Here is a 26,675-nt window from a genome sequence, read left to right on the forward strand (position 1 = left end):
CAGCAAGGAGGGTAAATCGTTATGAAATGGTTTTTCTTGGCTTTAATCATCGTCCCGACACTGGAACTTACGCTGCTTTTATGGGCGAGCGACGCCATGGGAATCTTCCCAACGCTTGGATTGATCATAGCGACAGGGATGTTGGGTGCTTTTTTGGCTAAGAAACAAGGATTGAAAGCACTTAGAGACATCCAGGACAGCATGGGGCGCTTGCAGCCGCCAGGCGAACACCTAATTAACGCGGCATTTGTGCTGGTCGGCGGCGTTTTGCTTTTGACTCCTGGATTCATCTCCGATGCAATCGGGCTATCACTGCTGTTCAAACCAACCCAAAAAATCTACAAGCCGATTGCCGGCAAAATAATTCAGAAAAAGATGAGTGGCACTCGGGTTATCGTGAGATAATTCCGAGTGAACCTATCGTTATTTTGAGAAAAGTTTCACGAAAACAAGCGTTTTCATTCACAAATTCTACAATGTTGATTATAATGGCTAGGTAAGGAAATTTATTCATGCTCGAAAAAAGTGGATAACCCATCATTCGGGGTTTTTTTTTGGAATGGTGAAATACAGTAAAAGGAGCGATTTTAATGACATCGTCAAAAGGTTTAGAAGGTGTAGTAGCTACACAATCAGCCATCAGTTCAATTATTGATGACACTCTTACATACGTTGGCTACGATATCGATGATTTGGCAAACAATGCCAGCTTTGAAGAAGTGATTTATCTATTATGGCACCAGCGCTTGCCGAAAGCGGATGAGTTAACTGAACTAAAACAGCAATTGGCTGATAATATGTCAGTGCCGCAGGCAGTATTGGATCATTTTAAAACATACGAAATCAAAAAAGTTCATCCGATGGCGGCATTGCGTACAGCCGTATCGATGCTTGGCTTGTTCGATGAAGAAGCTGAAGTGATGAACCCTGAAGCGAACTACCGCAAAGCGATCCGCATCCAGGCCAAGATTGCTACTTTGGTGACTGCCTTCGCACGCGTTCGCAGCGGCCAAGAGCCGGTTGCACCGAAAAATGATTTGAGTTTCGCGGCGAACTTCCTTTACATGCTTTCTGGAAACGTTCCAGCGGACATCGAAGAAGAAGCATTCAACAAAGCGTTAGTGCTTCACGCTGACCACGAATTGAACGCATCTACATTTACTGCTCGCGTTGCAGTCGCTACTCTTTCAGACGTCTATTCGGGCGTAACTGCAGCTATCGGCGCTTTGAAAGGCCCATTGCATGGCGGAGCAAACGAACAGGTGATGAAAATGTTGACTGAAATCGGTTCAGTGGATAACGTAGAAACCTTCATCAATGAGAAATTGGCGAACAAGGAAAAAATCATGGGCTTTGGCCACCGCGTTTACCGCAAAGGCGACCCACGTGCAAAACACTTGCGTGAAATGTCTCAGAAATTGACGAAAATCCGCGGAGAAGAAAAATGGTACGAAATGTCGATTAAGATTGACGAAATCGTCAGCGGCCAGAAAAATCTTCCGCCGAATGTCGACTTCTATTCGGCATCCGTCTACCATTCTTTAAACATCGAGCATGACTTGTTCACGCCGATTTTCGCAGTATCACGTACTTCAGGCTGGCTTGCCCACATTTTGGAGCAATATTCAAACAACCGCCTAATCCGTCCGCGTGCTGAATACATCGGGCCTGGAATGCAAAAATATGTTCCAGTAAACGAAAGATAAACAGCAATACGTGTTCAACGGGCATATCGATCAGCGATGTGCCGGTAAAACCACTTAAATTTAGGGCGGGCAACTTTTGCCGCCCTATTACTTGACTACAGGAGGCTATTTTAAATGACAGGCGAAAAAATCACAGTAGAAAACGGCGTTTTAAACGTCCCTAATAATGCAGTAATTCCTTTTATCATCGGTGATGGCACTGGGCCGGACATCTGGAATGCGGCTTCACGCGTTCTTGAGCAAGCTGTAACAAAAGCTTATAACGGTGAAAAATCAATCGTCTGGAAAGAAGTTCTTGCCGGACAAAAAGCATTCGACCAAACTGGCGAATGGCTTCCAGAAGAGACGCTTGACGTTATCCGCGAATACTTGATCGCTATCAAAGGACCTCTTACTACGCCAATCGGCGGCGGTATCCGTTCATTGAACGTTGCTTTGCGCCAAGAATTGGATCTTTACACATGCTTGCGCCCTGTACGTTATTTCGAGGGTGTTCCTTCACCGGTTAAACGCCCTGAAGACACGGATATGGTCATTTTCCGCGAAAACACGGAAGATATCTATGCGGGCATCGAATACGCTCAAGGTTCTGATGAAGTTAAGAAATTGCTTGCTTTCCTTACTGACGAAATGGGCGTTAAAAACATCCGTTTCCCAGAAACTTCAGGACTCGGCATCAAACCGATTTCAGAAGAAGGAACAAAACGCTTAGTTCGCGCTGCGATCAACTATGCAATCACTGAAGGCCGCGAATCATTGACGCTTGTCCATAAAGGGAACATCATGAAGTTCACTGAAGGAGCTTTCAAGACATGGGGCTACGAAGTTGCTGAGCAAGAGTTCGGCGATAAAGTGTTCACATGGAACCAATACGACAAGATCAAAGACGAGCAAGGCACTGAAGCTGCTGATAAAGCACAAAAAGAAGCTCTTGACTCTGGCAAAATCCTTGTCAAAGATTCAATTGCTGATATCTTCCTTCAGCAGATCCTTACACGCCCAAGCGAGTTCGACGTTGTTGCTACAATGAACTTGAACGGCGATTACATCTCTGACGCATTGGCTGCACAAGTAGGCGGAATCGGTATTGCTCCTGGAGCAAACATCAACTACTTGACTGGACATGCGATTTTCGAAGCTACTCATGGTACAGCTCCTAAATATGCTGGTCTTGATAAAGTAAACCCTTCATCAGTCATCTTGTCAGGCGTTTTGATGCTTGAGCACTTGGGCTGGACCGAAGCGGCTAAATTAATCATGGCTTCAATGGAGAAAACTATCGCTTCTAAAGTAGTAACTTATGACTTTGCACGTCTTATGGACGGCGCTACCGAAGTGAAATGTTCTGCATTCGCTGACGAATTAATTAAAAATCTTTAAGAATGGAGGGGGAAACCCCTCTTTTTTTATTTACCCAAATTCGACTTCAAAGGAGAGTTTCTATGACATTCAAACGTAAAAAGATTTCTGTGATCGGTTCAGGCTTTACTGGCGCAACCGCCGCATTTCTGTTAGCGCAAAAAGAATTGGGTGATGTCGTATTGGTCGATATTCCACAAATGGAAAACCCGGCAAAAGGCAAAGCCCTTGATATGGCAGAAGCTGGGCCTGTCCAAGGATTTGATGCGCGTGTAACCGGAACTTCGAATTACGAGGATACAAAAAACTCCGATTTGGTAATTATCACTGCAGGCATCGCCCGTAAACCTGGCATGAGCCGGGACGATCTTGTGCAGACGAACCAGAACGTCATGAAGTCCGTCACGGCAGAAATCGTCAAATATTCTCCCGACACTACCATCCTCGTATTGACGAATCCAGTCGATGCGATGACATATACCGTTTATAAAGCATCCGGGTTGCCGAAAGAACGTGTTATCGGCCAGTCAGGTGTATTGGATTCTGCACGGTTCCGCACATTTGTTGCAGAAGAGCTCAACGTCTCGGTCAAAGACGTCACCGGATTCGTCCTGGGCGGCCACGGCGACGACATGGTGCCGCTGGTTCGCTATTCGTACGCTGGCGGCATACCATTGGAAACGCTCATCGCAAAAGAGCGTCTTGACGAAATCGTTGACCGCACTCGTAAAGGCGGAGCAGAAATCGTCAACCTTCTTGGAAACGGCTCTGCCTACTATGCGCCAGCCGCCTCATTAGTGGAAATGGCCGAAGCGATTATCAAAGACCAACGCCGCATTTTGCCGTCCATCGCTTATTTGGAAGGCGAGTACGGTTTGGATGGAATCTACCTCGGCGTGCCGACCATTCTTGGTGCAGGCGGCATCGAAAAAATCATCGAAATCGATTTGAACGAGGAAGAGCGGGCTTTGCTGAACAAATCAGCCGAGTCTGTGAAAGTAGTAATGGATCTCTTGGCGTAAATGCTATGAACCGGGCAGGAATTTTTCTGTCCGGTTTTTATTTTTAAAAATGTAAAAAAATATTCAACTTATAATTCGATATTCCGCAAAACAGCTGCGCTTGCCGCGGGCGAGCGCCAAGCCTCCTCAGTCGCTTCGCTCCTTGCGGGGTCTCGGCTGCCTCGCTTTCCCGCAGGCGTCTCCGCTATTTTGCTTCATATCTGGAGAACATGGAAGAAACTACAGAGAGTGTATCTTTCGTGTTCTTGAGTAAAAGAAATAACGCTCTATTAAGAAATACCTTTGAATGAAGCGGAAGGCGGCGACTCCTGTGGGCAAAGCCTGAGCTGAAGGCCCCGCAGTAGCGCTAGCGACGAGGAGACTGAAGCCAGGTCCGCGGAACGCGTCCGCCTGAAGCTAAATGAAAAGATTAAATCAATATTTTCACTTGAAACTCGAGTCATCTAAGGATAACAATCATTATTTGTACTTTTATAGTACTCCGCCAGGGCTATTATACCTGCTTGCGCTATCAAGCCATTACTTGATACTATAAGGGTAGCAAGATTTAGGAGGGGAATTTATTGTTGCTTGGTAAGAAACGTAAATTAGGCCGAAAAATCGAGGATATGAATGTCGGGGAAAAGTTGAAACTCACAGAGAAGATTGAAGACAAAGATCTCCTTCTTTATCTGGGGTTGACGAATGACGGGAATCCGCTGTATATCCAGCACGATTTTGCTTCGCAGACCGCATTTGAAAAACCGGTTGTGCCGAACATCATGCTGACGGGCATTATCATTTCAGCAATCTCCAAATACTTGCCGGGCCCAGGCTCGTATATCACTGAACAGCGTTTAAAATTTGTCAAACCGGTATACCATTATTCAACGATCGACTTTTTGCTGGAAATCGTTGAGATTGACGAAAAAAATAACCTGGTAAGCGTACGGGTAGAAGCAACTGATGAAAACGGCAACACCGTTGTTGAAGGAACGGTGCAAGTTAATCCGCCGCAGTTGCTGAATCAGCTGGCCACACATGCAATGGATAATTTCTAAACGGTTTGAGATGGGGGTTTCAAACTGAATGTGGAGGATGTCAAATGCTGAATAAAATACTGATTATCGAAGATGAACATTCAATTGCTACGCTCCTATCTTATAATCTGGTGCAAGCCGGGTTTGAAACGATTGTTGCGAACGATGGGAAGCAAGGCTACGATTTAGCGTTAAGCGAAAAACCATCGCTCATCGTCCTTGATTTAATGTTGCCATCAATGGACGGTGTGGAAGTGTGCAAAGCTCTTCGCCAAGAGAAAGTGAATATTCCCATCATTATGCTGACCGCAAAAGATGATGAATTCGATAAAGTGCTCGGGCTAGAACTTGGAGCCGATGATTATATGACAAAACCATTCAGCCCAAGGGAAGTTGTGGCTCGCATCAAAGCGGTGCTGCGGCGTTCGGTCACTACTCCGACTCCAAAAGGGGAAACTTCCGCGCCTTTGGTGCTTGGCAGCTTAAAAGTGTTTCCAGATCGGTTCGAGGTTTTTCTAGATGAAAAACAGCTTGAGTTCACTCCGAAAGAGTTCGAACTTCTTGTCTACTTGATGGAAAACAAAAACCGAGTGTTGACACGCGACCAGTTATTGAGTGCTGTCTGGAAATATGATTTTGCAGGTGATACACGGATTGTAGATGTGCACATCAGCCACCTGCGTGAAAAAATCGAGGAAAACAGCCGCAAACCGGTCTTCATTAAGACTATTCGGGGGCTGGGCTATAAATTTGAGGAGCCGAAAGCGGGATGAGGTCATTTCAGCATCGCTTGTTGAGGACTATCCTTTTGTGGCTCGGTATATTGCTGGCTGGCCTGTTGATCATCATTGGCCAGCTTTTTCCCATTTACGCAGAATCCGGAAATCAAATGCAATTATGGATCTGGCTTGCGCTCATTTTTGCGCTGGCCATGATTTTTTCGGCTATTATCGGCTACCAGATCATCAAGGTCCAGGCTATGCCGATTGAAAACGTGACAGAAACCGCGTTGGAGCTGGCCAAAGGAAATTATCAGGCGCGTGCATACGAATACAGCAACATCGGTACAGTCGAACTCAGCTCCACCATCAATGTACTGGCAAGAAACTTGCAGGAAATTACTGCAGTCCGGGAAATGGAACAAGAACGGCTGAAAACGCTGATTGAAAACATGGGCAGTGCATTGATCATGATCGACCGCCAAGGAGCAGTGTCGCTTGTCAATAAATCGTTCATGTATGAATTCGAATTAACGGAAATGGATGTCGACAAAAAATTCTACAAAGAAGTTCAAATTCCACAAGGTTTGCAGGATTTTATCGAGCGGGTCTTTATGATGGAAAAACCTGCACGAGAGCAGCTTGCTTTCACCCAAGGGCTGAGCAGCCGCCATATTGACGTCTATGGTGCACCGGTGATCGGGGAACAGGAGCAATGGCATGGCATTGTCATTGTGTTGCACGATATCACAGAATTAAAGCGTTTAGAGCAGATCCGGAAAGATTTCGTGGCGAATGTATCGCATGAATTGCGGACGCCAGTCACTTCGATAAAAGGGTTTTCTGAGACGCTTTTGGACGGGGCCTATAAAGATCCCGCCACGTGTGAATCGTTTTTGGAAATCATTCATAAAGAAAGCAATCGGTTGGAAATGCTGATTGAAGACCTGTTGGAACTTTCCCGGGTAGAACAGTCCGGCTTTAAAGTGGACGCCCTTCCAACAGATATGGAAGCGATCATTTACCAAGTGAGGGAAATGGTGCAGAAAAAACTGGAAGACAAAAGGATCGAGTTGAATCTCCAGCTCGAACCCGTTATTGTACAAGGAGACCCGAATCGGCTTGTCCAGGTCATGATGAATTTATTGGTCAATGCCATGACTTATTCGCCGGAGCAAACGGTGATTACCATACGGTTATTTTCACGCGGCAAAGAAGCAATTATTGAAGTAGAAGACCAAGGAATCGGCATCGCAAAAGCTGAATTCAGCCGTTTATTTGAACGTTTTTACCGGGTTGACCGGGCGCGAAGCCGAAATTCTGGCGGAACCGGACTGGGATTATCCATTGTCAAACATTTGATTGAAGCACATCATGGCAAAGTGGAAGTCAATAGTGAAGTCGGCAAAGGCTCAACGTTTATCATCCACTTGCCTTTAGCAAGTTAATCTAGGAGGAACATATGGAAACAAACCCATTTTTGCCTATTATTATTGGCACAGACATGAACGCTTACAACATGGCCATCTCTTTTCACGAAGCTTATGGCATTAAACCAATATTGGTCGGCAAAGAACCGTTGTCGTTCACTGCAATGAGCACAATTACTGAAACGATCGAATTACGGTCGGGCTTATCGGATTCCGCACAATTTGCCGGAATCATGACCGATATCGCTCAAAAATACAGAACGCCTGGCAAGACCTTGCTGCTTGTCGGCACCAATGATTTGTACGTGCGCTTGATCATTGAGAACGCAGCAATGCTAAAAGAATTTTTTGTCTTTAATTATATCTCCGAAGACTTGATGAACCAGTTGCAGGTCAAATCGAATTTTTATAAATTATGTGCGGAGCACGGCATCGATACGCCCACGACTTATTTCTACGATTGCCGTTCAAACACGCCTTTCGAAGAACAGATGATGTATCCTGTTATCGTTAAGCCGAGCAACGGCATCGCGTATAACTTAAACAAATTCGAAGGCCAGCAAAAAGTCTATAAAGTGGAAAACCCGCGTGAACTGCAGAACGTCATCAATAAAATCGTCAGCAGCGGCTATGATGATGAGCTGATTATCCAGGATTTCATCCCGGGCGACGACACGTACATGTGGGATTCCGTCATTTACGCAAGTTCAAAAGGCAAGACTCAGCTAGTGACGTTTGCGCAAGTAGTGCTGCAAGAACATACGGTGACCGCAATCGGCAATTACACAGCCTTGATCACCCGTTACAACAAGGAAATGATGGTCAAGCTGCAGAACTTCCTTGAAGCGGTCGGCTATAACGGCTTCGCGAATTTCGATTTGAAATTCGATGAACGCGACGGCAAGTTCAAAGTTTTTGAAGTGAACATCCGCCAAGGGCGTTCGAGCTATTACGTGACGGCACTTGGGCATAACATGGCGTCGTACCTGGTTGATGACTTGATTTACCACGTTGAAAAGCCGGTGACGTACTTGAACGAAGACTTCCTCTTCACGGTAGTGCCGAAAATCGTACTCCGCAAATTCGTCAATAACAAAGCGGTTCAACGGGACATTAATGAACTGCTGAAAAAAGGGAAATACGGCAATCCGTTATTTTATAAGAAAGACACGCATTTAAAGCGCAAGTTATACTTATTCGCGCGTCAAGTCAATTATTATAAGAAATATAAGAATAATCAGTGGTAAGTTTAACATTAGATTAACACTGGCTTCACAAACGGATGTTATTGTTTAATAGAACCCCCTTCAACCGCATGAAGGGAAAAAGAGCCCTTCCCCGGGGCTCTTTTTCTATTTTCTGAAACTATTTCAAGATTTTGCCGTATATGAAATAGAAGAGAAAAAGGGGGAATAAAAATGTCCGTTAAAAAAATCTTAGCCATCATTGGATTGTCCATTTTCGGAATCCTGTTGCTGATTGCAGTGTTCACATCATGGTATACAGTAGATGAATCCGAGCAGGCGGTAATCGTCACATTCGGTGTCGCCAATGAGACGATTGTCGAACCGGGTCTGCATTTCAAGATACCTTGGCCGATACAAAAAGCAGAAATCCTATCGAAAGAAACGTACAGTCTCCAATTCGGCTATAACCAAAACGAAGATGGAGAAATCGTCGCTTTTGACAAAGAAACGAAAATGATCACAGGGGATGAAAATATCGTATTGACCGATTTGGTCGTACAGTGGAAAATCACCGATCCGAAAAAATACCTGTTCAATGCCGAAAACCCGCAAGATGTGCTGCACGATGCCACTTCGGCTTCCATCCGCTCAATCATCGGCAGTTCGCTCATCGATGACGCGCTGACTTCCGGGAAAGCGGAAATTGAAGCGGAGACAAGAGACTTGCTCGCTTCATTGATGGATAAATACGATTTCGGCATCACCGTTCTAGCCGTTAAGCTGCAGGACGTCGAGCTGCCGAATGAAGAAGTCCGCGCGGCATTCACCAACGTGACGGATGCACGCGAGACGATGAATACGAAAATAAACGAAGCACGAAAATATGAAAACCAGAAGCGCAATGAAGCATTGGGTGAAAAAGCAGCCATCAATTCACGTGCCGAAGGGCAGAAAGTTGCCCGTGTCGAGCAAGCCCTTGGAGACGTTGCATTGTTTGATAAATTATATGCGGAATATGAAACTAATCCAGAAGTGACGCGGCAGCGTATTGTTATGGAAACACTCGAGACTGTGTTGCCTAATGCCAAACTTTACATCATGAACGACGAAGGCGGAACAATGACGTACTTGCCATTAAATGAGGCACAGACAATCGTGCCGCCGGCAGCAGAAGAAGGGGGAGGAGACTGATGGAGCCGATTAAGCCGCAGAACAATCCAGTAAAACCGAACCCGTGGGAAAAGCCACTAAAACCGAAAAAACCAAAAACGCCGAGAGAACCGATTAATTTCAAGAAATATTGGAAATTGATTACGGTCTTGTCGCTGGCGCTTTTCGCTTTGATCATCCTGTTGACCAATGTCTATGTCGTGAAAGAAAACGAATACCGGGTGGTGCGCCAATTCGGTGAAGTTGTCGGCATCTATGAAGAGCCGGGCATCCGCATGAAAATCCCTTTTGTGCAGAGTGTCAGCACGCTGCCGAAATATCAAATGACCTATGATGTTTCCGAAGCGGAAATCAACACGAAAGACAAAAAGCGCATCATTATCGATAATTACGCGGTGTGGCATGTCGTCAACCCGCGTGAGCTGATCACCAACGCTGTAACGATCGTCAACGCAGAATCGCGCATGGAGGAATTTATCTACTCTGTTGTGCGGACCGAACTTGGCCAATTGAATTACGATGAAATCATCAACGATGAAAATTCTTCGCGCGGCAGCTTGAATGACAATGTCACAGCCCGCGTCAATGAATTGCTGGAGAAAGACCAATACGGTATCCGCGTTGTGGATGTTCGCATGAAACGCACGGACTTGCCGGAAGAAAACGAACAGTCCGTGTATACCCGAATGATTTCAGAACGTGATTCGACCGCGCAGGATTATTTGTCCCAAGGCGATGCGAAAAAACGTGAAATCGAGGCGCAAGCTGACCGCGAAGCGCAGGAAGTGATTGCTTCCGCCAAAAAAGAAGCGGCGTTGATCCAGTCGGAAGGTGAATCCGAAGCTGCTAAAATCTACAATAAGTCTTTTTCAAAAGATCCGGAATTCTATGAGCTGTATCGTTCACTTCAGTCCTACACCAAAACAATCGGCGAGGACACGGTGATCATCCTGCCGTCCGATTCACCATACGCCCAAATTCTTTCCGGGAATTTGGAATAGCCGCAAGCCGTTATTTCTCTTCTTTTTGCCCGCGTGGTAAAATGATAGGAATGACGGCTTTTGTTTATGAGAGGGGTAATATTGTGGCAAAGAAGATTTTATTATTAGACGGAAATAGTTTGGCGTACCGCGCGTTTTTCGCGTTGCCGCTTTTGACGAATGAGCAAGGGATCCATACGAATGCTGTATACGGCTTTACGATGATGCTCCAAAAAATACTGGAAGAAGAACAGCCTACGCATATGATTGTTGCCTTCGATGCTGGGAAAACGACGTTCCGCAATGAGATGTTCGGGGAGTACAAAGGCGGGCGCCAAAAAACGCCGCCGGAACTGTCTGAACAATTTCCATATTTGCGGAAACTGATTGATGCTTACCGCATCAAAACGTATGAATTACCGAATTACGAAGCGGATGACATTATCGGAACTTTGAGCTTGGAAGCGGAAAAAGAAGGCGACGAAGTCATCGTCATTTCTGGTGATAAGGATTTGACGCAATTGGCGTCGCCTTCGACTACGGTATACATCACCCGCAAAGGGATAACGGACATCGAGAAATACACGGTCGATCACATCCGTGAAAAATACAACCTGACGCCTTTGCAGATCATTGATATGAAAGGCCTTATGGGCGATGCATCGGATAACATTCCGGGCGTTCCGGGAATCGGCGAAAAAACCGCGTTAAAGCTGCTGGCAGCACATGGCAGCGTTGAAGGGGTCTACGAAGCGATCGACGAACAAAAAGGCAAGATGAAAGAAAAATTGGTTGCCAATGAAGATCTCGCATATATCAGCAAGAAATTGGCGACGATCGAACGCGGTGCGCCTGTGGAAGTTTCCATCGAGGAATTGTCGTATCCAGGTCCGGACCATGATGAATTGATCAAAGTATGGAATGAGCTAGCGTTCAAGTCGCTCTTGGAAAAACTCGATTACACGGCAGAAGAAACAACCAAAAAAGAATTGGAATTCGAAGTGCTGACGGAACTTGATGCATCGGTTCTGGAAGACGAAATGGCAATCCACCTGGAAATGTACGACGAACAATACCACACGTGCGACTTGCTCGGGGTTTCATTGGCGACTGCTGACAAGACCTACGTCGTGCCGATGGAAACGATCAAGCAATCCCAAGCGTTCAAAGAGTGGTTCGCAGACGATTCGAAGAAGAAATACATGTCGGACTCGAAAGCCGCAACGGCCGCCTTTTACCGTTATGGCCTAGGCGTGGAAGGTGTCGATTTCGATTTGATGCTCGGCGCTTATATTGTCAACCCGTCGTTGACGTATACGGACTTGGCAAATATCGTCCAGGAATACGGTTATACGGATGTTGCCCAAAACGAGCAGATTTACGGCAAAGGTGCGAAAAAAGCGGTGCCTGAAGCGGATATCCTCAACGAGCATATGGCCAGAAAAGCACGGACAATTTGGGAAGTCCGCCCGATGGTCTTGAAGAAGCTCCAAGAAAACGAGCAATTCGATTTGTACAACAAGCTTGAGCTGCCGCTTGCCACCATTTTAGGTGAAATGGAGTCTTTCGGCGTTAAAGTGGACAAAGAGCAATTGGAGGAAATGGGCAAAGACTTGTCCCATAAACTTGAGAAGATCGAGTTCGATATTTATGGTCTTGCTGGAGAACGTTTCAACATCAACTCGCCAAAGCAACTGGGCACGCTTCTTTTTGAGAAGCTTGGATTGCCGGTGCAGAAAAAGACGAAAACGGGCTATTCTACGGCTGCGGATGTATTGGAGAAACTCGAAGGCAAGCATGAAGTCATTTCCTATATTCTGATGTACCGCCAATTGGGCAAAATCCGTTCCACTTATATAGAAGGTTTATTGAAAGAAATCCATGAAGACGGCAAAGTCCATACGCGGTTCCAGCAGGCGCTGACGACGACGGGACGCTTGAGTTCGATCAACCCGAACTTGCAGAACATCCCGGTGCGCTTGGAAGAAGGGCGGAAAATTCGTAAAGCATTCGTGCCGTCTCAGCCAGGCTGGGTCATGGTCGCTGCCGATTACTCGCAGATTGAATTGCGCGTGCTGGCAGATATGTCGAAAGATGAAAGCCTGATTGAAGCCTTTAAGAACGACATGGACATCCATACGAAAACGGCGATGGACGTCTATGGCGTCGGAGCGGAAGAAGTGACGCCGAATATGCGCCGCGCCGCAAAAGCCGTCAACTTCGGCATTGTCTACGGCATCAGCGATTACGGACTTTCTCAGAATTTGAACATTACCCGCAAAGAAGCGGCAGAATTCATCGACACGTATTTGAAGAGCTTTCCTGGAGTTAAGCAATACATGGACGAGAGCATACAGATGGCGAAGAAAAATGGCTTTGTAACAACAATCATGAACCGCCGCCGCTATTTGCCTGACATCAATAGCTCGAATTTCAACTTGCGCAGTTTTGCGGAGCGCACAGCAATGAATACACCAATTCAAGGAAGCGCCGCGGACATCATTAAAAAAGCGATGATCGATATGGCAGATGCTTTGAAGCGTGAAAACATGCAGACACGCATGTTGCTTCAAGTACACGATGAATTGATTTTTGAAGCGCCGCCAAATGAACTTGAAAAATTGAAGACTTTAGTGCCACAGGCGATGGAATCGGCCGTCACCTTGAATGTGCCGCTGAAAGTCGACTTCGCATACGGCGATACTTGGTACGATACAAAATGACGGGAGGGCTGACAGATGCCGGAACTTCCTGAAGTGGAAGGCGTCGTTCGCCAAATCCGCCCGGCCGCAGCCGGGAAAACAATCCGTGATGTTTTCGTTTCCGATACCATCCGCCTGTCAAAGGCAAATGGCAAGGAAGCAATCATCAAAAAGATGGATGCAGATGCATTTATCAGCCGATTGGTCGGAGCGGAAATTTCCAGTGTGGAACGGCGCAGCAAATATATTTATTTCACAATGCAAAAAGACCGGGAATTTTTATTGGTCAACCATTTGGGCATGTCGGGAGCGTGGTTTTACGTCGACAGCTTGTTGTCCATTACGGAAGAAAAGTTCCGGCGCCATGTCCACGTCGTGCTGACGCTCGACGACGGCAATCTATTGGCCTACTCGGATATCCGGCGTTTCGGCGAGATGCGCTTGCTGAACGGCGAAGCGGATTTTCCGCCGCTGCTCTTAATGGCGCCTGAACCGTTCGCTGAAGAAGCGCTCGACCATTTTCTCCATATGGCGGAACGCCCAAAATACAGCGCAAAGCCGATCAAGGAAGTCATTATGGACGGGCAAGTGATTTCAGGTTGCGGTAATATCTATGCAACCGAAGCACTGTTCCGGATGAAAATCCATCCGAACCGAGCAGCGGGGCGCATCAGCCGCGCCAGGAAAATCCAGCTGTTCAAAGCGGTTGCGGCGATTCTGCTTGAAAGCATCGAGGCTGGTGGCAGCACCATTTCTGATTACCGCAACATTAACGGCGAATCAGGACGGATGCAAGACCGCTTCGGCATGTACGGCAAAAAACAATGCATGGAATGCGGCACAGCGACGAAGTCCCTTCAAATTGCGGGGCGCACTTCAGTCTACTGTCCGACTTGCCAAAAATGAGGGATTAGAATGATCATTGGGTTAACAGGAAGCATAGCGAGCGGAAAAAGCACCGTCTCGCAGATGTTGAAGGAGTTGGGCTATCCGATTGTCGACGCTGATTTAGTGGCTCGCCAAGTAGTAGAACCCGGCAGTGAAACGCTGGAAAAAATTAAGGGGGCGTTCGGTGAAGATGTCATTTTGCCGGACGGTTCGCTTGACCGCAAAAAAGTGGGGGACATCATATTCAGCGATCCGGCCAGCCGTAAACGCTTGAATGATATCATCCATCCGGCAATCCGCCAAGAAATGCTGCGCCAGCGGGCGGCGTATGTGGCAGAAGGCCAAAAAGTGGTCATCATGGATATCCCGCTGCTGTTTGAAAGCAAGCTCCAGCATTTCGTGGACAAGATCCTGGTCGTCAGTGTCACCGAGGAAAATCAGCTGAAGCGCCTCATGGAACGCAACGAGTTGTCCGAAGAGGAGTCACTTGCGCGGATTTCCTCGCAATTGCCGATGTCAGTGAAAGAAGAAGGTGCAGATGCCGTAATTTATAATAATGGCACAATAGAAGAAACGAAATGGCAGCTCAACCGCATCCTTGAAAAGTGGGATGCGGGCATATCGGAACAATAATAGCTGAAGTGAAGTTTAAGGTTCCAGTATTCGTAAAATGTGTTATACTATATAACGAATTAAAAATAAAAGTATAACTTATTTAATGGGGGACTCATAAATGACAGTTTCTATTGCGATTAACGGGTTTGGCCGCATCGGCCGTATGGTTTTCAGACAAGCTATTTTAATGGATGACATCAATATTGTAGCTGTTAATGCCGGCTATCCTGCTGCAACACTAGCGCATCTGATTAAGTATGACACAAATCACGGCACCTTCCAGGGCGAAGTCTCTCATGAAGAAGATGCATTAATTGTCAATGGAAAACGGGTTCAGCTCGTCAATGAACGTGATCCTTTACTGCTTCCTTGGAGTGAAATGGGCATCGACATCGTCATTGAAGCGACAGGCAAGTTCAATGCACGCGAAAAAGCGGCATTGCATTTGGATGCTGGAGCCAAGAAAGTCATTTTATCAGCTCCTGGCAAAAATGCCGACATCACAATTGTGATGGGCGTCAACGACGGCGCACTTGAAATCGATAAGCACGACGTTATTTCAAATGCCAGCTGCACGACTAACTGCCTTGCACCGGTAGCGAAAGTCTTGAACGATGCGTTCGGGATTGAAAACGGCTTGATGACCACCGTCCATTCTTACACGAATGACCAGAAGAACTTGGATAACCCGCATAAAGATCTCCGCCGTGCGCGTGCATGTGGCCAGTCGATCATCCCTACTTCTACGGGCGCCGCGAAAGCGCTATCATTGGTACTTCCTGAACTTGAAGGCAAACTTCATGGCATGTCGCTTCGCGTACCGACTCCAAACGTATCCTTAGTGGATCTTGTCGTGGACTTGAAGCAGGACGTGACAATAGAAGAAGTGAATGCTGCTTTCCTAGCTGCTTCCTTGAATGGCCTTGAAGGCATCTTGAGCTTAACAATGGAGCCTTTGGTGTCAATCGACTTCAACACGACCGAACAATCGGCGATCGTAGATGGATTGTCGACGATGGTGATCGGCGGCCGCAAAGTGAAAGTTCTAGCTTGGTATGATAACGAATGGGGCTACTCTGCGCGAGTGGTGGATTTAACCAAAAAAGTGGCAAAATCATTGGTTTATGCCCGATAATTAATACAAGCCGCAGCCATTGTAAAATGGCATGCGGCTTTTTCATGAAAAAAATCCCATAAAAAAATAAGGTATTTTAAGTTATTATGATTGCATTTCATATCAATACATCATATACTAACACTCGTAGTCAAAAAACGGCTACGTACTTCTTCGTTTCTGAGTGCTTGATAAGGGAGCGGACGGAGCAATATTTATTCACATGACTGCTTAAAGGGTTAGGACCTCTTTGGACTAACTTTCCCCCGTGGTAGTCAACTTTGAATATTTTGCGCACTAAAACAAAATGATATCAAAGGGGGAAACGAACCATGGAAACAATGGGACGTCACGTAATTGCAGAACTTTGGCAGTGTGATTTTGACAAATTAAACGATATGGATTTTATCGAACAAACTTTTGTTGATGCAGCACTAAAAGCCGGAGCTGAAGTCAGAGAAGTAGCTTTTCACAAATTTGCACCTCAAGGCGTAAGCGGGGTAGTCATCATTTCTGAATCGCATTTAACGATCCACAGCTTCCCGGAACATGGCTATGCTAGTATCGATGTATATACTTGCGGCGATCTTGATCCAACTATTGCAGCTAATTACATTGCAGAAGCGCTGAATTCTGGTGCTCGCGAATTTGTAGAAATTCCGCGCGGTATGGGCCCGGTCAGTGTTGAAAAGTCCAAAGTTTCAGTAAATGCATAATCCATTAACATGAACGATACGAAGCAGGGGATCTGATCCCCTGCTTTTTCTGTTTTCTTGGGATAGATGAAAATTGTTGTATGTCGCTTCGGTCGCTCAGGGCATGGCTTACACAGAAAACCAAGCAAAGAACGCTTGTCTTTCTGCTCCGCCTAGCCCTTGTTCGCGCCTTCACTGGGAAATTTTTATGAAAATAGAAAGGTTTACGTGGCTCTGCTATTTTGGAGATACTTGTGGATACGGAGCAAACTGCCGAGACGCCTGCGGGAAAGCGAGATAGCTGAGACCCTGCAGAAGCGCTAGCGACGAAGCGGCTCAGTGCTCGCCCGCGGCAAGCGAGGCAGTTTTGCGCAGTATCCACTACTCGAAATCTTTCGTTCTATCTATATCGCAACTAATGGAGCCTTAAATTTGTTATACTGGAGTTACGAGAAACAATGTTTAGGGAGAGGTCCAATATGAGATGTCCGGCTTGCCAGCATAATGGTACACGCGTAGTGGATTCGCGGCCAGTAGATGATAATAAATCCATTCGGAGGCGCAGAGAATGTGAAGCGTGCGGCTACCGTTATACGACTTTTGAAAAAGTGGAAGAAATGCCGCTGATTGTCGTGAAGAAAGATGGCTCACGTGAAGAGTTCAGCCGCGAGAAAGTTTTGCGCGGCTTGATTCGTGCTTGCGAAAAACGTCCAGTTCCTTTGGAGACACTGGAGAATCTTGTTTTTGATATTGAGAAGGAACTTCGCCGCACAGGCAATGCCGAGGTGAAATCCGAAGAAGTCGGAGAACTTGTCATGAACCGCCTTGCGGCAATTGACGAAGTGGCGTATGTCCGCTTCGCTTCGGTTTATCGTCAGTTTAAAGACATTACGGTCTTTATCGATGAATTGAAGGATTTATTGGATAAAAGCCCGAATGGCAAGAAACCCGAATAAGGTGGTGTAATATGTCTGCACTTTATAAAGAACTGCAGCCTCCGGATTCGTTTAAGATCCGGCTGCCGTACCCGTTTTCAAATTACGACCGCCAGCTTTTGACGCTTTTGTATCAGCCGATGATCGGGGCGGAAGCAACCGCTTTCTATTTGACGCTGTGGGCAGAAGGGGAAGCTCCGAGCGAAGAAACGACCCATTACGCATTAATGAACACATTGGGCATTTCAATCGCCAAGCTTTTTGAATCCCGCATCCAGCTTGAAGCGATTGGGTTGATGAAAACCTTCAAGAAAGACAACGGTCACCGGTCGTTCATCTATGAACTATGTCCGCCGCTTGACCCGAAAAATTTTTTTCAGGATCCTTTGCTGTCGATGTTCTTGTTCAGCAAGATTGGGGAATCGGCTTACCGCAAAGTGCGGGAGCGGTTCTTGAATCCGACCGATATCGGTGAAGGATTTGAAGAAGTGTCCCGCACATTCACGGACATTTTTCGTCCTGTTCATGCGAAAGCCGGCTATCCGGCGGAAACAAAAGATTTGCATGAACGCAAAAAAGGGGAGTACCAGACCGAGTCCGATTTCGATTTCAGCTTATTGCAGCAAGGTTTGTCCGAACAGCTGGTGCCGAAACGCGTCCTAACTGCTTCTATTAGGGATACCATCGGGAAGTTAGCGTATTTATACAGCTGGGGGCCGCTGGAAATGCAAAAAGTGGTTTTGCTGGCGATTGACGAAGATTATAAAATTACGGCCGAAAGCTTGAAAAAAGCGGCTTCGGAATATTATAAATTGACGGTTGCAACGACCGCGCCGCAGCTTGTCCATGTGCAGAAGGAAGAAAAGCTTCCGGAACAGCAAAACGAGCCGAGAACCCGGCAAGATGAGCTGATTCTTTATTTGGAATCGGCTGCGCCTGTAGAAGTTTTGCGGGACATCGCTAACGGCAATGAACCACTGCCTGCAGATGTCCAGTTAGCGAATCAGCTGGTTATGCAGCATGGCATGGAGCCAGCAGTTGTCAATGTGCTGCTGCAATACGTCTTGCTGCGCACCGATATGAAGTTGACGAAAGCGTACGTCGAGAAAATAGCGTCGCATTGGCTGCGCAAAAATGTCACGACTGCAAAAGAAGCGATGGAGCTTGCGCGCATTGAACATGAGCAATATGTAAAATGGAAAGCAGAAGGATCTCCGTCAGCATCATCGAAAGCACCTGCGCGCCAGAACAGAGGCAAGCCGCTGCGCGAAGAGAAACTGCCTGAATGGTTTTACACGAAAGAAGAAACGCCTGCGGCTTCCGGCCCGAAAAACGAAAGTCTGGAAATCGAGAAACAAAAGCTTCTCGCTAAATTGGCGATGAAGAAAGGGAAAGGTGATTAAATGGAGCCAATTCGCGAAACATTAAAACGCGTTGTGAACGCACCCGCTTTTTCAGAGCGCTATAACGACATGCGCAAGGAAGTGCTGGAGCATCCCGGCGTCCAAAAATTCCTGGAACAGCATTCCTCGGAAATCGACAAAAGCACGGTTGATCGCGGGCTTCACAAATTATACGAGTATATTGACCAATCCCATGACTGCCATAAATGCCCGAGCTTTGAAGGCTGCGTCAACCACTTGAAAGGGTTCGAACCGAATCTCGTGCTTGAACGCGGCACAATTGGCATTTCCTATACGGCCTGCCGATTGAAAAATGCCCATGACAATAAACGCAAGGCTTCTTCGATGATCCACAGCATGTACATGCCGAAAGAGGTCATGCAAGCGACGCTCGACGAATTCGAGCCGGACGACAGCCGGATGGAATCATTCCGCGCGGTCGGCAAGTTCCTGGATGAAACGACTGGACCGGGCCACATGCCGGAAAAAGGCTTGTACCTCTATGGCAAGTTCGGCGTCGGCAAATCCTATTTGCTGAGTGCTGTCGCCAATGAACTTGCGGATATGGACATCCGCTCGGTCTTGGTTTTCGTGCCAGAATTCATGCGCGAAATGAAACAGGCAATCGGGGACCAGACGCTGCAAGAGAAAGTCGATTACGTCAAAAAAGCCGATGTTCTCATGCTTGATGATATTGGAGCAGAAGCGATGTCGAGCTGGACGCGCGACGAAGTCCTCGGCACCATCCTGCATTACCGCATGGCAGAGAAACTGCCGACGTTCATGACATCGAACTTCAGCTATTCTGAATTGCAGCACCATCTCACTTATTCCCAGCGCGGCGAAAAAGAAGATTTGAAAGCTGCGCGCGTCATGGAACGAATCCGTGCCTTGACGACCCCAGTGAAGCTGGACGGCAAAAACCGTAGAAATTGACAGTTCGGCTATTGCATTTTCATAATTTACACAGTATAGTAAAAACAATCGAAATATGAATTAACATGCGTTGACAAGGACAATAGCGGACTGTACGACTTTCAGAGAGAGAAGCCCTGGCTGCAAGCTTCTTAAGTACCGGCAAGACGCTTACCCCCTTAGAGCAGCAGCTGTGAACTTTTTTAGTAGCAGCTGACGGTACCGGCCCGTTAGCCGATGCAGAGCTTCGTTCCGCACAGAATTTTTTCTGGCCGGAATAGAAGAAGGGTGGAACCACGAACAGAGCTTCGTCCCTTTGGGATGAGGCTTTTTTGTGTTGAAAAGTAGAAAAGCGATAGTGCCCGGTTAGTCCCGACAAACGCTGGACAGGCTGAAGCGACTCGAGGGGTTGGGCACTGCAGCTAGACAAGAAAAGCGGAAACAGCCGTTATGCTCCGACCGGCGTAAGATGAACTTCCGAAGCGGCGCATTTTGCCGCAAAGGAAGGGCAGCTTAAGACCCGAGGAGCAGGCCGTTGCAGCTAGACAAGAAAAGCGGAAACGCNGTAAGATGAACTTCCGAAGCGGCGCATTTTGCCGCAAAGGAAGGGCAGCTTAAGACCCGAGGAGCAGGCCGTTGCAGCTAGACAAGAAAAGCGGAAACGGCCGTTATGCTCCGACCGGCGTAAGATGAACTTCCGAAGCGGCGCATTTTGCCGCAAAGGAAGGGCAGCTTAAGACCCGAGGAGCAGGCCGTTGCAGCTAGACAAGAAAAGCGGAAACGCAAGCACCTGTTCAGACCCTGTGAATCCAGGTGCTTCAGCGACAACAGAGAAAAAGGAGAGATTGGCATGGCAGACATGATTCAACTAAAATTCCCTGACGGTGCGGTAAAAGAGTTCGAACGAGGCACAACTACTGAAGAAATCGCACAATCGATCAGCCCGGGATTGCGCAAAAAAGCATTGGCTGGAAAAGTAGGCGGCCAATTGGTCGACTTGCGCGCGCCTTTAAAAGAAGATGGAGACATCGCTATCATCGTTCCTGAATCGGATGAAGCGTTGGAAGTTTTACGCCACAGCACGGCGCATTTATTGGCACAGGCGATCAAGCGGCTGTATCCGGACGCTAAGCTTGGCGTGGGTCCGGTTATTGAAAACGGCTTTTATTACGACATCGATACAGCGTCAGCAATCACTTCAGAAGATTTGCCAGTGATCGAAAAAGAAATGAAGAAAATCATCAATGAAAACGTTGAAATTATACGCCACGATGTGACTCGTGCAGAAGCACAAGAACGATTTGCGGCGATTGAAGATCCGTATAAATTGGAGCTTCTTGAAGCGATTCCTGAAGATGACCAAGTTTCCATCTATGAGCAGGGCGATTTCTTTGACTTGTGCCGCGGCATTCACGTGCCATCAACTGGCAAATTGAAAGAATTCAAATTGCTGAGCGTGGCCGGAGCGTATTGGAGAGGCGACAGCGACAATAAGATGCTGCAGCGCATTTACGGCACTGCTTTCTTTACAAAAGACGACTTGAAAGCGTATTTAGCCATGCTTGAAGAAGCGAAAGAACGTGACCACCGCAAGATCGGAAAAGAATTGAATTTATTCATGAACTCCCAGAAAGTCGGCCAAGGCTTGCCGATGTGGTTGCCGAAAGGTGCGACAATCCGCCGCATCATCGAGCGCTATATCGTCGACAAAGAGGAAAGCCTTGGCTACGATCACGTCTACACACCTGTAATGGGAAGTGTGGAGCTTTACAAGACAAGCGGCCACTGGGACCACTACCAGGATGATATGTTCCCTGTTATGAAGATGGACAACGAAGACCTGGTGCTTCGCCCAATGAACTGCCCTCACCACATGATGATTTACAAACAAGGCATTCATTCATACCGCAACTTGCCGATCCGCATTGCGGAGCTCGGGCTTATGCACCGCTATGAAATGTCCGGCGCCCTTTCCGGCCTGCAGCGCGTTCGCGGCATGACGCTGAACGATGCCCATATCTTTGTCCGTCCCGACCAGATCAAGGAAGAGTTCAAGCGCGTTGTCAATTTGGTGATTGAAGTTTATAAGGATTTTGATATCAAGGATTATTCGTTCCGTTTGTCTTACCGCGATCCGGCAGACAAAGAGAAATATTTTGACGACGATGCAATGTGGAACCGCGCGCAAGCGATGCTGAAAGAAGCTATGGACGAATTGGCGCTTCCTTACACTGAAGTGGAAGGGGAAGCAGCGTTCTACGGACCGAAAGTGGATGTGCAAGTGAAAACGGCACTCGGCAAAGAAGAAACATTATCAACTGTCCAGTTGGATTTCCTATTGCCTGAACGCTTTGACCTTTCCTATATCGGCGAAGATGGCAAACAACACCGTCCAGTTGTCATCCACCGCGGCGTGGTGTCGACGATGGAACGCTTTGTAGCTTTCTTGATCGAAGAATACAAAGGCGCGTTCCCGACATGGCTCGCACCGGTGCAGGTCGAATTGATTCCAGTTTCTTTGGACGCGCACAGCGAGTATGCAAAACAAGTACAAGAAAAGCTTCAGTTAAACCGCTTGCGCGTCGATATCGATACGCGCGATGAAAAACTTGGCTATAAAATCCGGGAAGCGCAGATGCAGAAAGTCCCTTATATGCTAGTGATTGGCGACCAGGAACTAGAGAATGGCTCAGTGAACGTCCGCAAATATGGCGAGCAAAAGTCTGAAAGCATGCCGTTTGACGACTTCCTTAGCTTGATCAAAAGCGAACTTCGTTAACATGGTTGACATGCCAACACACGCGTGATATTATAGTTGAGGTTATAGAATACTTATATGTGCAAAGCAGGAGCACCCGCTTCTCACCTGATCGACCGATTGTTGGCAGGTATACACGATTGACTACTACACGCGTGCGTGTTGTCATATTAGGCGGGTGGACCTCTGTGGTCCATCCGCTTTTGTTTTGCATCGGAACCTGTAAGCCGGCAATCGTCGGTTCGAGCATTTAAGATATTCGCGACACTATCCGGAGGTGGATTAATATTAGCAAAGACATTAATGTAAACGAAGGTATTCGTGCACGTGAGTTACGGGTTATTGATCAAAACGGTGAACAACTCGGAATTAAAACACGTATCGAAGCACTTGAAATTGCTGCACGTGTCAACTTGGATCTTGTTCTAGTGGCTCCTCAAGCTAAACCGCCGGTCGCACGTATTATGGACCACGGGAAATTCAAGTTCGAACAGCAGAAAAAAGATCGTGAAATTCGTAAAAACCAAAAAGTGATCATCGTGAAAGAAGTTCGTTTGAGCCCTTCTATTGACGATCATGATTTTGATACGAAACTTCGCAACGCGATCAAGTTCCTTGAAAAAGGCGACAAAGTAAAAGCTTCAATTCGTTTTAAAGGCCGTGCGATCACGCACAAAGAAATCGGACAGCGCGTCCTTGAACGCTTCGCAGAAGCATGCAAAGAAGTCGCTACGGTTGAGCAACGCCCTAAAATGGACGGTCGCAGCATGTTCTTAATGCTTGCTCCAGTCAACGAAAAAGAATAAGAGATTATTGTTTAGGAGGAATTCGAAATGCCGAAAATGAAAAGCCATAGCGGTGCGTCTAAACGTTTCAAAAAAACGGGTACTGGTAAAGTAAGACGCAACAGCTCACACACTAGCCACTTATTTGCAAACAAATCAACTAAGCAAAAACGTAAACTTCGCAAAGGGAAACTTGTTTCTTCAGGCGACTTGAAACGCATCAAATCTTTGATCTACAACATGAAGTAATAACGAGAAGCGTAAACGGCCGTTCAGCTCCGAAAGGCTTAAAGTGAACTTCCGAAGAGGCGGTTTTTGCCGCACAGGAAGGACAGCTTAAGTCCTAGGAGTTGGCCGTTGACGTCTGGACATAACCGAACAAAAAATCGAATTTTTTATATTCAAGCAGGAGGTAATGAATTATGCCACGCGTAAAAGGCGGAACAGTGACGCGCCAGCGTCGTAAGAAGGTCATAAAATTAGCAAAAGGGTATTATGGTGCGAAGCACATCCTTTTCAAAGTAGCAAACCAACAGGTGATGAAGTCAGGTAACTATGCTTACCGTGACCGTCGCAACAAGAAACGTGATTTCCGCAGACTGTGGATCACACGCATTAACGCGGCTGCTCGTATGAACGAGATTTCTTACAGCCGTTTGATGAACGGCCTTAAAGTTGCCGGCATCGACATCAACCGCAAAATGCTTGCTGAAATCGCTGTAACTGATGCAGCTGCTTTCACAGTATTGGCTGACCAAGCTAAAAAAGCATTGAACAAATAAGAAAAGATAGACCATAAGAAAAGACTGGCGAGTTTTCGCCAGTCTTTTTTATATGACAGAGGGGGAAACAACATGTTCTTGATCATCGCAGGCTATTTCCTGGCCTTATCGCTATTGGCATTCTTCATGATGTTGATCGATAAAAAACAGGCGCAGCGCAGAGGGCAGCGGATTCCTGAAAAAAACCTATGGTCTGCAGCTATATTCGGTGGGGGCATTGGCGCTTACGCCGGCATGATGGCTTTCCGGCATAAAACGAAGCACACGAATTTCCGCGTCGGGTTTCTCATGCTTGCCGTAATCGATGCTGCAATACTTGTCTGGAGCTACCAGACATTCATGTAAAGGCGGCATTCACTCTATTTGATTCATCAACTGGCCGATGGGGCTTTTCCAATCGATTCTCGCATTCGGATAATTCATGTGAATTTCTTTTTCGAGAAAATTGAAATCTTCTTTCGAAAAGCCCTGCAGTTTGGCCGGATTTTCGGTCCAGACGAAAATCGATACCACTTCAAACGCATCCACAGTCGTCCCCAAATATTTTTCCCCTTCGAATAATACACCGCGCATCGCAATGAAGAAATTTTTCTGTACGTTAGTGACATCATCGTAAAAATAATAATTGCCGGATTCGATTGCCGAATCGATTTTGCGCTTAGGGTCCAGAATATAGCGGATCAAGCGGTAAAAAAAGTATATGATCAAGCCGATTACAATTAAACGAATTAAAAATGCCATGCAAAATCGCCCTCTCTCCCCGAGTTCTACTGTATAATACGAACGGAAAAGGGTATGGTTTCAAGATTTTATCGAAAAAGGAGTGATAGCATGAATTTGCAGAAATTATTTAAAATGCAGGAAGAACTGGACCGCTTTATCCAGTCGAATCAAGGCATCAACGAAGATGTGTTCCGGAAAAAAGGGCTCGCGCTGCTGATCGAGTTGGCAGAACTGGCAAATGAAACTCGCTGTTTCAAATTCTGGAGCCAAAAAGGTCCATCAGAACGTAATGTCATTCTGGAAGAGTATGTTGACTCGATTCATTTCCTGCTGTCGCTTGGGATTGAAAAGAACCTGAATATGCTCGAAGAATGGCCTGAACGCGTTAGTGAAAGGGACTTGACGGAATTATTCATCGGCACCCAGCGCGAAATCCTGGATTTTCTTGAAGATTATTCGATGGCCAATTATCAGGACTTGTGGAGCTGGTACGGAGGGATTGCGGAAGAACTCGGCTTTTCCTACGAAGATATATTCGATGCCTACCTGGCAAAGAATCAGACCAACTACGAACGCCAACATGAAGGCTATTAAATGAATTTTTTGATAATGGAACGGCTTTCATTTATAATGAAAATGAACGAATACTTAGGAGGTCGAAATAATGAGCAAAATGGATGAAACAATTGAAATGCTGAAAGAATTGACTGACGCAAACGGCATACCGGGCAACGAGCGCCAAGTGCGCGAAGTCATGAAAAAATACATAGCACCTTATGCTGATTCCATCGAAATGGATGGATTGGGCGGCCTGATCGCGAAAAAAGAAGGCGCAGCAGACGGACCGAAAATCATGATAGCTGGCCATTTGGACGAAGTCGGGTTCATGATTTCCAAAATCGATGACAAAGGCTTCTTGAAGTTCCAAACTGTTGGCGGCTGGTGGTCGCAAGTTATGCTGGCACAGCGCGTCACAATCACAACACGCAGCGGCAAAGAAATCACAGGAGTCATCGGCTCAAAGCCGCCGCATATCCTGACTCCGGAAGCGCGCAAAAAGCCAGTTGAAATTACTGACATGTTCATCGACATCGGTGCATCGTCACGCGATGAAGCGAAAGAGTGGGGCGTAACACCAGGAGACATGGTCACGCCGTATTTCGAATTCTCAGTGATGACCAACGAGAAATTGTTATTGGCAAAAGCTTGGGACAACCGCATTGGCTGCGCAATCGCAATTGATGTATTGAAAGGCTTGAAAGGCGTTGACCACCCGAACATCGTTTACGGAGTGGGCACAGTTCAAGAAGAAGTTGGCTTGCGCGGGGCGCGTACTGCTGCTTCTAAAATCCAGCCGGACATCGGTTTTGCGGTGGACGTCGGCATTGCAGGCGATACGCCTGGAATCACTGAAAAAGAATCGACAAGCAAAATGGGTGCAGGCCCTCAGATTTTGCTGTTTGACGCTTCCATGGTATCGCACCGCGGTTTACGCGAACTGGTTGTTGATACGGCTGAAGAAGCAGGCATCCCGTACCAGTTCGAAACAATTGCAGGCGGTGGAACTGACGCCGGATCAATCCATTTGACGGCTAACGGCGTACCATCGTTATCTATCGGCGTAGCAACACGCTATATCCACTCGCACGCAGGTATCCTGCACCGTGACGATTACGAAAACGCTGTAAAACTAATCATTGAAGTCATCAAGAAATTGGATAAAGACACAGTTGCGCGCATTACGTTTGAGTGATTGTCCGATAGTATG

General features: G+C 46.8%; 26 protein-coding genes and 1 other annotated feature. Of the genes, 25 read left to right on the plus strand and 1 reads right to left on the minus strand.

Annotated elements, in window-relative coordinates:
* Positions 1-21: 21 nt before the first annotated feature.
* The 23 genes from AC4EHJ_RS00615 (at position 22) to AC4EHJ_RS00725 (ending at position 24,529) form a co-directional block, all read left to right on the plus strand.
* Complete coding sequence (locus AC4EHJ_RS00615; protein ID WP_490973675.1) at positions 22-405, plus strand: FxsA family protein; 384 nt, start codon at positions 22-24, stop codon at positions 403-405.
* Positions 406-590: 185 nt separating this feature from the next.
* Positions 591-1,706 (plus strand): citrate synthase, encoded by a 1,116-nt coding sequence (citZ, locus tag AC4EHJ_RS00620; protein ID WP_490973676.1) that lies wholly within the window; start codon positions 591-593, stop codon positions 1,704-1,706.
* Between the two features lie 114 nt (positions 1,707-1,820).
* Complete coding sequence (icd, locus tag AC4EHJ_RS00625) at positions 1,821-3,086, plus strand: NADP-dependent isocitrate dehydrogenase (protein WP_490973677.1); 1,266 nt, start codon at positions 1,821-1,823, stop codon at positions 3,084-3,086.
* Positions 3,087-3,148: 62 nt separating this feature from the next.
* The gene (mdh, locus tag AC4EHJ_RS00630) at positions 3,149-4,087 is read left to right on the plus strand and encodes a malate dehydrogenase (protein WP_490973678.1); all 939 of its coding nucleotides are present in this window, start codon (positions 3,149-3,151) and stop codon (positions 4,085-4,087) included.
* Between the two features lie 563 nt (positions 4,088-4,650).
* Positions 4,651-5,127, plus strand: coding sequence for a MaoC/PaaZ C-terminal domain-containing protein (locus AC4EHJ_RS00635; protein ID WP_490973679.1), 477 nt, complete (start codon positions 4,651-4,653; stop codon positions 5,125-5,127).
* 44 nt (positions 5,128-5,171) lie between these two features.
* A complete protein-coding gene (locus AC4EHJ_RS00640) occupies positions 5,172-5,879 on the plus strand; it encodes a response regulator transcription factor (protein ID WP_490973680.1) in 708 nt (235 codons plus the stop codon).
* A complete protein-coding gene (gene pnpS, locus AC4EHJ_RS00645) occupies positions 5,876-7,273 on the plus strand; it encodes a two-component system histidine kinase PnpS (RefSeq protein WP_490973681.1) in 1,398 nt (465 codons plus the stop codon). The genes AC4EHJ_RS00640 and pnpS overlap by 4 nt, the downstream gene beginning before the upstream one ends.
* Before the next feature lie 14 nt (positions 7,274-7,287).
* Positions 7,288-8,502 carry a carboxylate--amine ligase gene (locus AC4EHJ_RS00650; protein ID WP_490973682.1) on the plus strand — a complete coding sequence of 405 codons (1,215 nt, stop codon included), beginning with the start codon at positions 7,288-7,290 and terminating at the stop codon, positions 8,500-8,502.
* Positions 8,503-8,673: 171 nt separating this feature from the next.
* Entirely contained in the window at positions 8,674-9,633 is a 960-nt protein-coding gene (hflK, locus tag AC4EHJ_RS00655; RefSeq protein ID WP_490973683.1) for an FtsH protease activity modulator HflK, read from the plus strand.
* On the plus strand, positions 9,633-10,613 hold the full coding sequence (gene hflC / locus AC4EHJ_RS00660) for a protease modulator HflC (RefSeq protein ID WP_490973684.1): 981 nt from the start codon (positions 9,633-9,635) through the stop codon (positions 10,611-10,613). The genes hflK and hflC overlap by 1 nt, the downstream gene beginning before the upstream one ends.
* 80 nt (positions 10,614-10,693) lie before the next feature.
* Positions 10,694-13,315 carry a DNA polymerase I gene (gene polA / locus AC4EHJ_RS00665; RefSeq protein ID WP_490975590.1) on the plus strand — a complete coding sequence of 874 codons (2,622 nt, stop codon included), beginning with the start codon at positions 10,694-10,696 and terminating at the stop codon, positions 13,313-13,315.
* 15 nt (positions 13,316-13,330) lie between these two features.
* A complete protein-coding gene (mutM, locus tag AC4EHJ_RS00670) occupies positions 13,331-14,200 on the plus strand; it encodes a bifunctional DNA-formamidopyrimidine glycosylase/DNA-(apurinic or apyrimidinic site) lyase (RefSeq protein ID WP_490973685.1) in 870 nt (289 codons plus the stop codon).
* Between the two features lie 9 nt (positions 14,201-14,209).
* Complete coding sequence (gene coaE, locus AC4EHJ_RS00675) at positions 14,210-14,815, plus strand: dephospho-CoA kinase (RefSeq protein WP_490973686.1); 606 nt, start codon at positions 14,210-14,212, stop codon at positions 14,813-14,815.
* 100 nt (positions 14,816-14,915) lie between these two features.
* Positions 14,916-15,932, plus strand: coding sequence for a glyceraldehyde-3-phosphate dehydrogenase (locus tag AC4EHJ_RS00680; protein WP_490973687.1), 1,017 nt, complete (start codon positions 14,916-14,918; stop codon positions 15,930-15,932).
* Between the two features lie 311 nt (positions 15,933-16,243).
* A complete protein-coding gene (gene speD, locus AC4EHJ_RS00685; RefSeq protein ID WP_490973688.1) occupies positions 16,244-16,627 on the plus strand; it encodes an adenosylmethionine decarboxylase in 384 nt (127 codons plus the stop codon).
* A gap of 458 nt (positions 16,628-17,085) precedes the next feature.
* Complete coding sequence (nrdR, locus tag AC4EHJ_RS00690) at positions 17,086-17,562, plus strand: transcriptional regulator NrdR (protein WP_490973689.1); 477 nt, start codon at positions 17,086-17,088, stop codon at positions 17,560-17,562.
* A gap of 11 nt (positions 17,563-17,573) precedes the next feature.
* The gene (locus AC4EHJ_RS00695; RefSeq protein WP_490973690.1) at positions 17,574-18,944 is read left to right on the plus strand and encodes a replication initiation and membrane attachment family protein; all 1,371 of its coding nucleotides are present in this window, start codon (positions 17,574-17,576) and stop codon (positions 18,942-18,944) included.
* Positions 18,945-19,880 (plus strand): primosomal protein DnaI, encoded by a 936-nt coding sequence (gene dnaI / locus AC4EHJ_RS00700; RefSeq protein ID WP_490973691.1) that lies wholly within the window; start codon positions 18,945-18,947, stop codon positions 19,878-19,880.
* Between the two features lie 829 nt (positions 19,881-20,709).
* Positions 20,710-22,638 (plus strand): threonine--tRNA ligase, encoded by a 1,929-nt coding sequence (gene thrS / locus AC4EHJ_RS00705; protein ID WP_490973692.1) that lies wholly within the window; start codon positions 20,710-20,712, stop codon positions 22,636-22,638.
* Between the two features lie 58 nt (positions 22,639-22,696).
* Positions 22,697-22,832, plus strand: a sequence feature (ribosomal protein L20 leader region).
* 84 nt (positions 22,833-22,916) lie between these two features.
* Positions 22,917-23,423: a translation initiation factor IF-3 gene (infC, locus tag AC4EHJ_RS00710; RefSeq protein ID WP_490975591.1), complete on the plus strand. Its 507-nt coding sequence runs from the start codon at positions 22,917-22,919 to the stop codon at positions 23,421-23,423.
* A 27-nt stretch (positions 23,424-23,450) separates the two neighbouring features.
* Positions 23,451-23,651, plus strand: a complete 201-nt coding sequence (rpmI, locus tag AC4EHJ_RS00715) for a 50S ribosomal protein L35 (protein ID WP_006831131.1) — start codon at positions 23,451-23,453, stop codon at positions 23,649-23,651.
* A 173-nt stretch (positions 23,652-23,824) separates the two neighbouring features.
* Positions 23,825-24,184, plus strand: coding sequence for a 50S ribosomal protein L20 (gene rplT / locus AC4EHJ_RS00720; RefSeq protein WP_135500315.1), 360 nt, complete (start codon positions 23,825-23,827; stop codon positions 24,182-24,184).
* Between the two features lie 72 nt (positions 24,185-24,256).
* On the plus strand, positions 24,257-24,529 hold the full coding sequence (locus tag AC4EHJ_RS00725; protein ID WP_490973693.1) for a DUF1294 domain-containing protein: 273 nt from the start codon (positions 24,257-24,259) through the stop codon (positions 24,527-24,529).
* A 9-nt stretch (positions 24,530-24,538) separates the two neighbouring features.
* On the opposite strand, the gene AC4EHJ_RS00730 is transcribed toward AC4EHJ_RS00725, so the two are convergent.
* Positions 24,539-24,925, minus strand: coding sequence for a sigma-w pathway protein ysdB (locus AC4EHJ_RS00730; protein WP_490973694.1), 387 nt, complete (start codon positions 24,923-24,925; stop codon positions 24,539-24,541).
* A 90-nt stretch (positions 24,926-25,015) separates the two neighbouring features.
* Between AC4EHJ_RS00730 and AC4EHJ_RS00735 the strand changes: the two genes are divergently transcribed.
* Both AC4EHJ_RS00735 and AC4EHJ_RS00740 read left to right on the plus strand, forming a co-directional pair.
* Positions 25,016-25,501: a dUTP diphosphatase gene (locus AC4EHJ_RS00735; RefSeq protein ID WP_490973695.1), complete on the plus strand. Its 486-nt coding sequence runs from the start codon at positions 25,016-25,018 to the stop codon at positions 25,499-25,501.
* A 70-nt stretch (positions 25,502-25,571) separates the two neighbouring features.
* On the plus strand, positions 25,572-26,660 hold the full coding sequence (locus tag AC4EHJ_RS00740) for a M42 family metallopeptidase (RefSeq protein ID WP_490973696.1): 1,089 nt from the start codon (positions 25,572-25,574) through the stop codon (positions 26,658-26,660).
* Positions 26,661-26,675: the final 15 nt, after the last annotated feature.

The sequence above is a fragment of the Planococcus sp. TJ-301 genome, assembly GCF_058268475.1.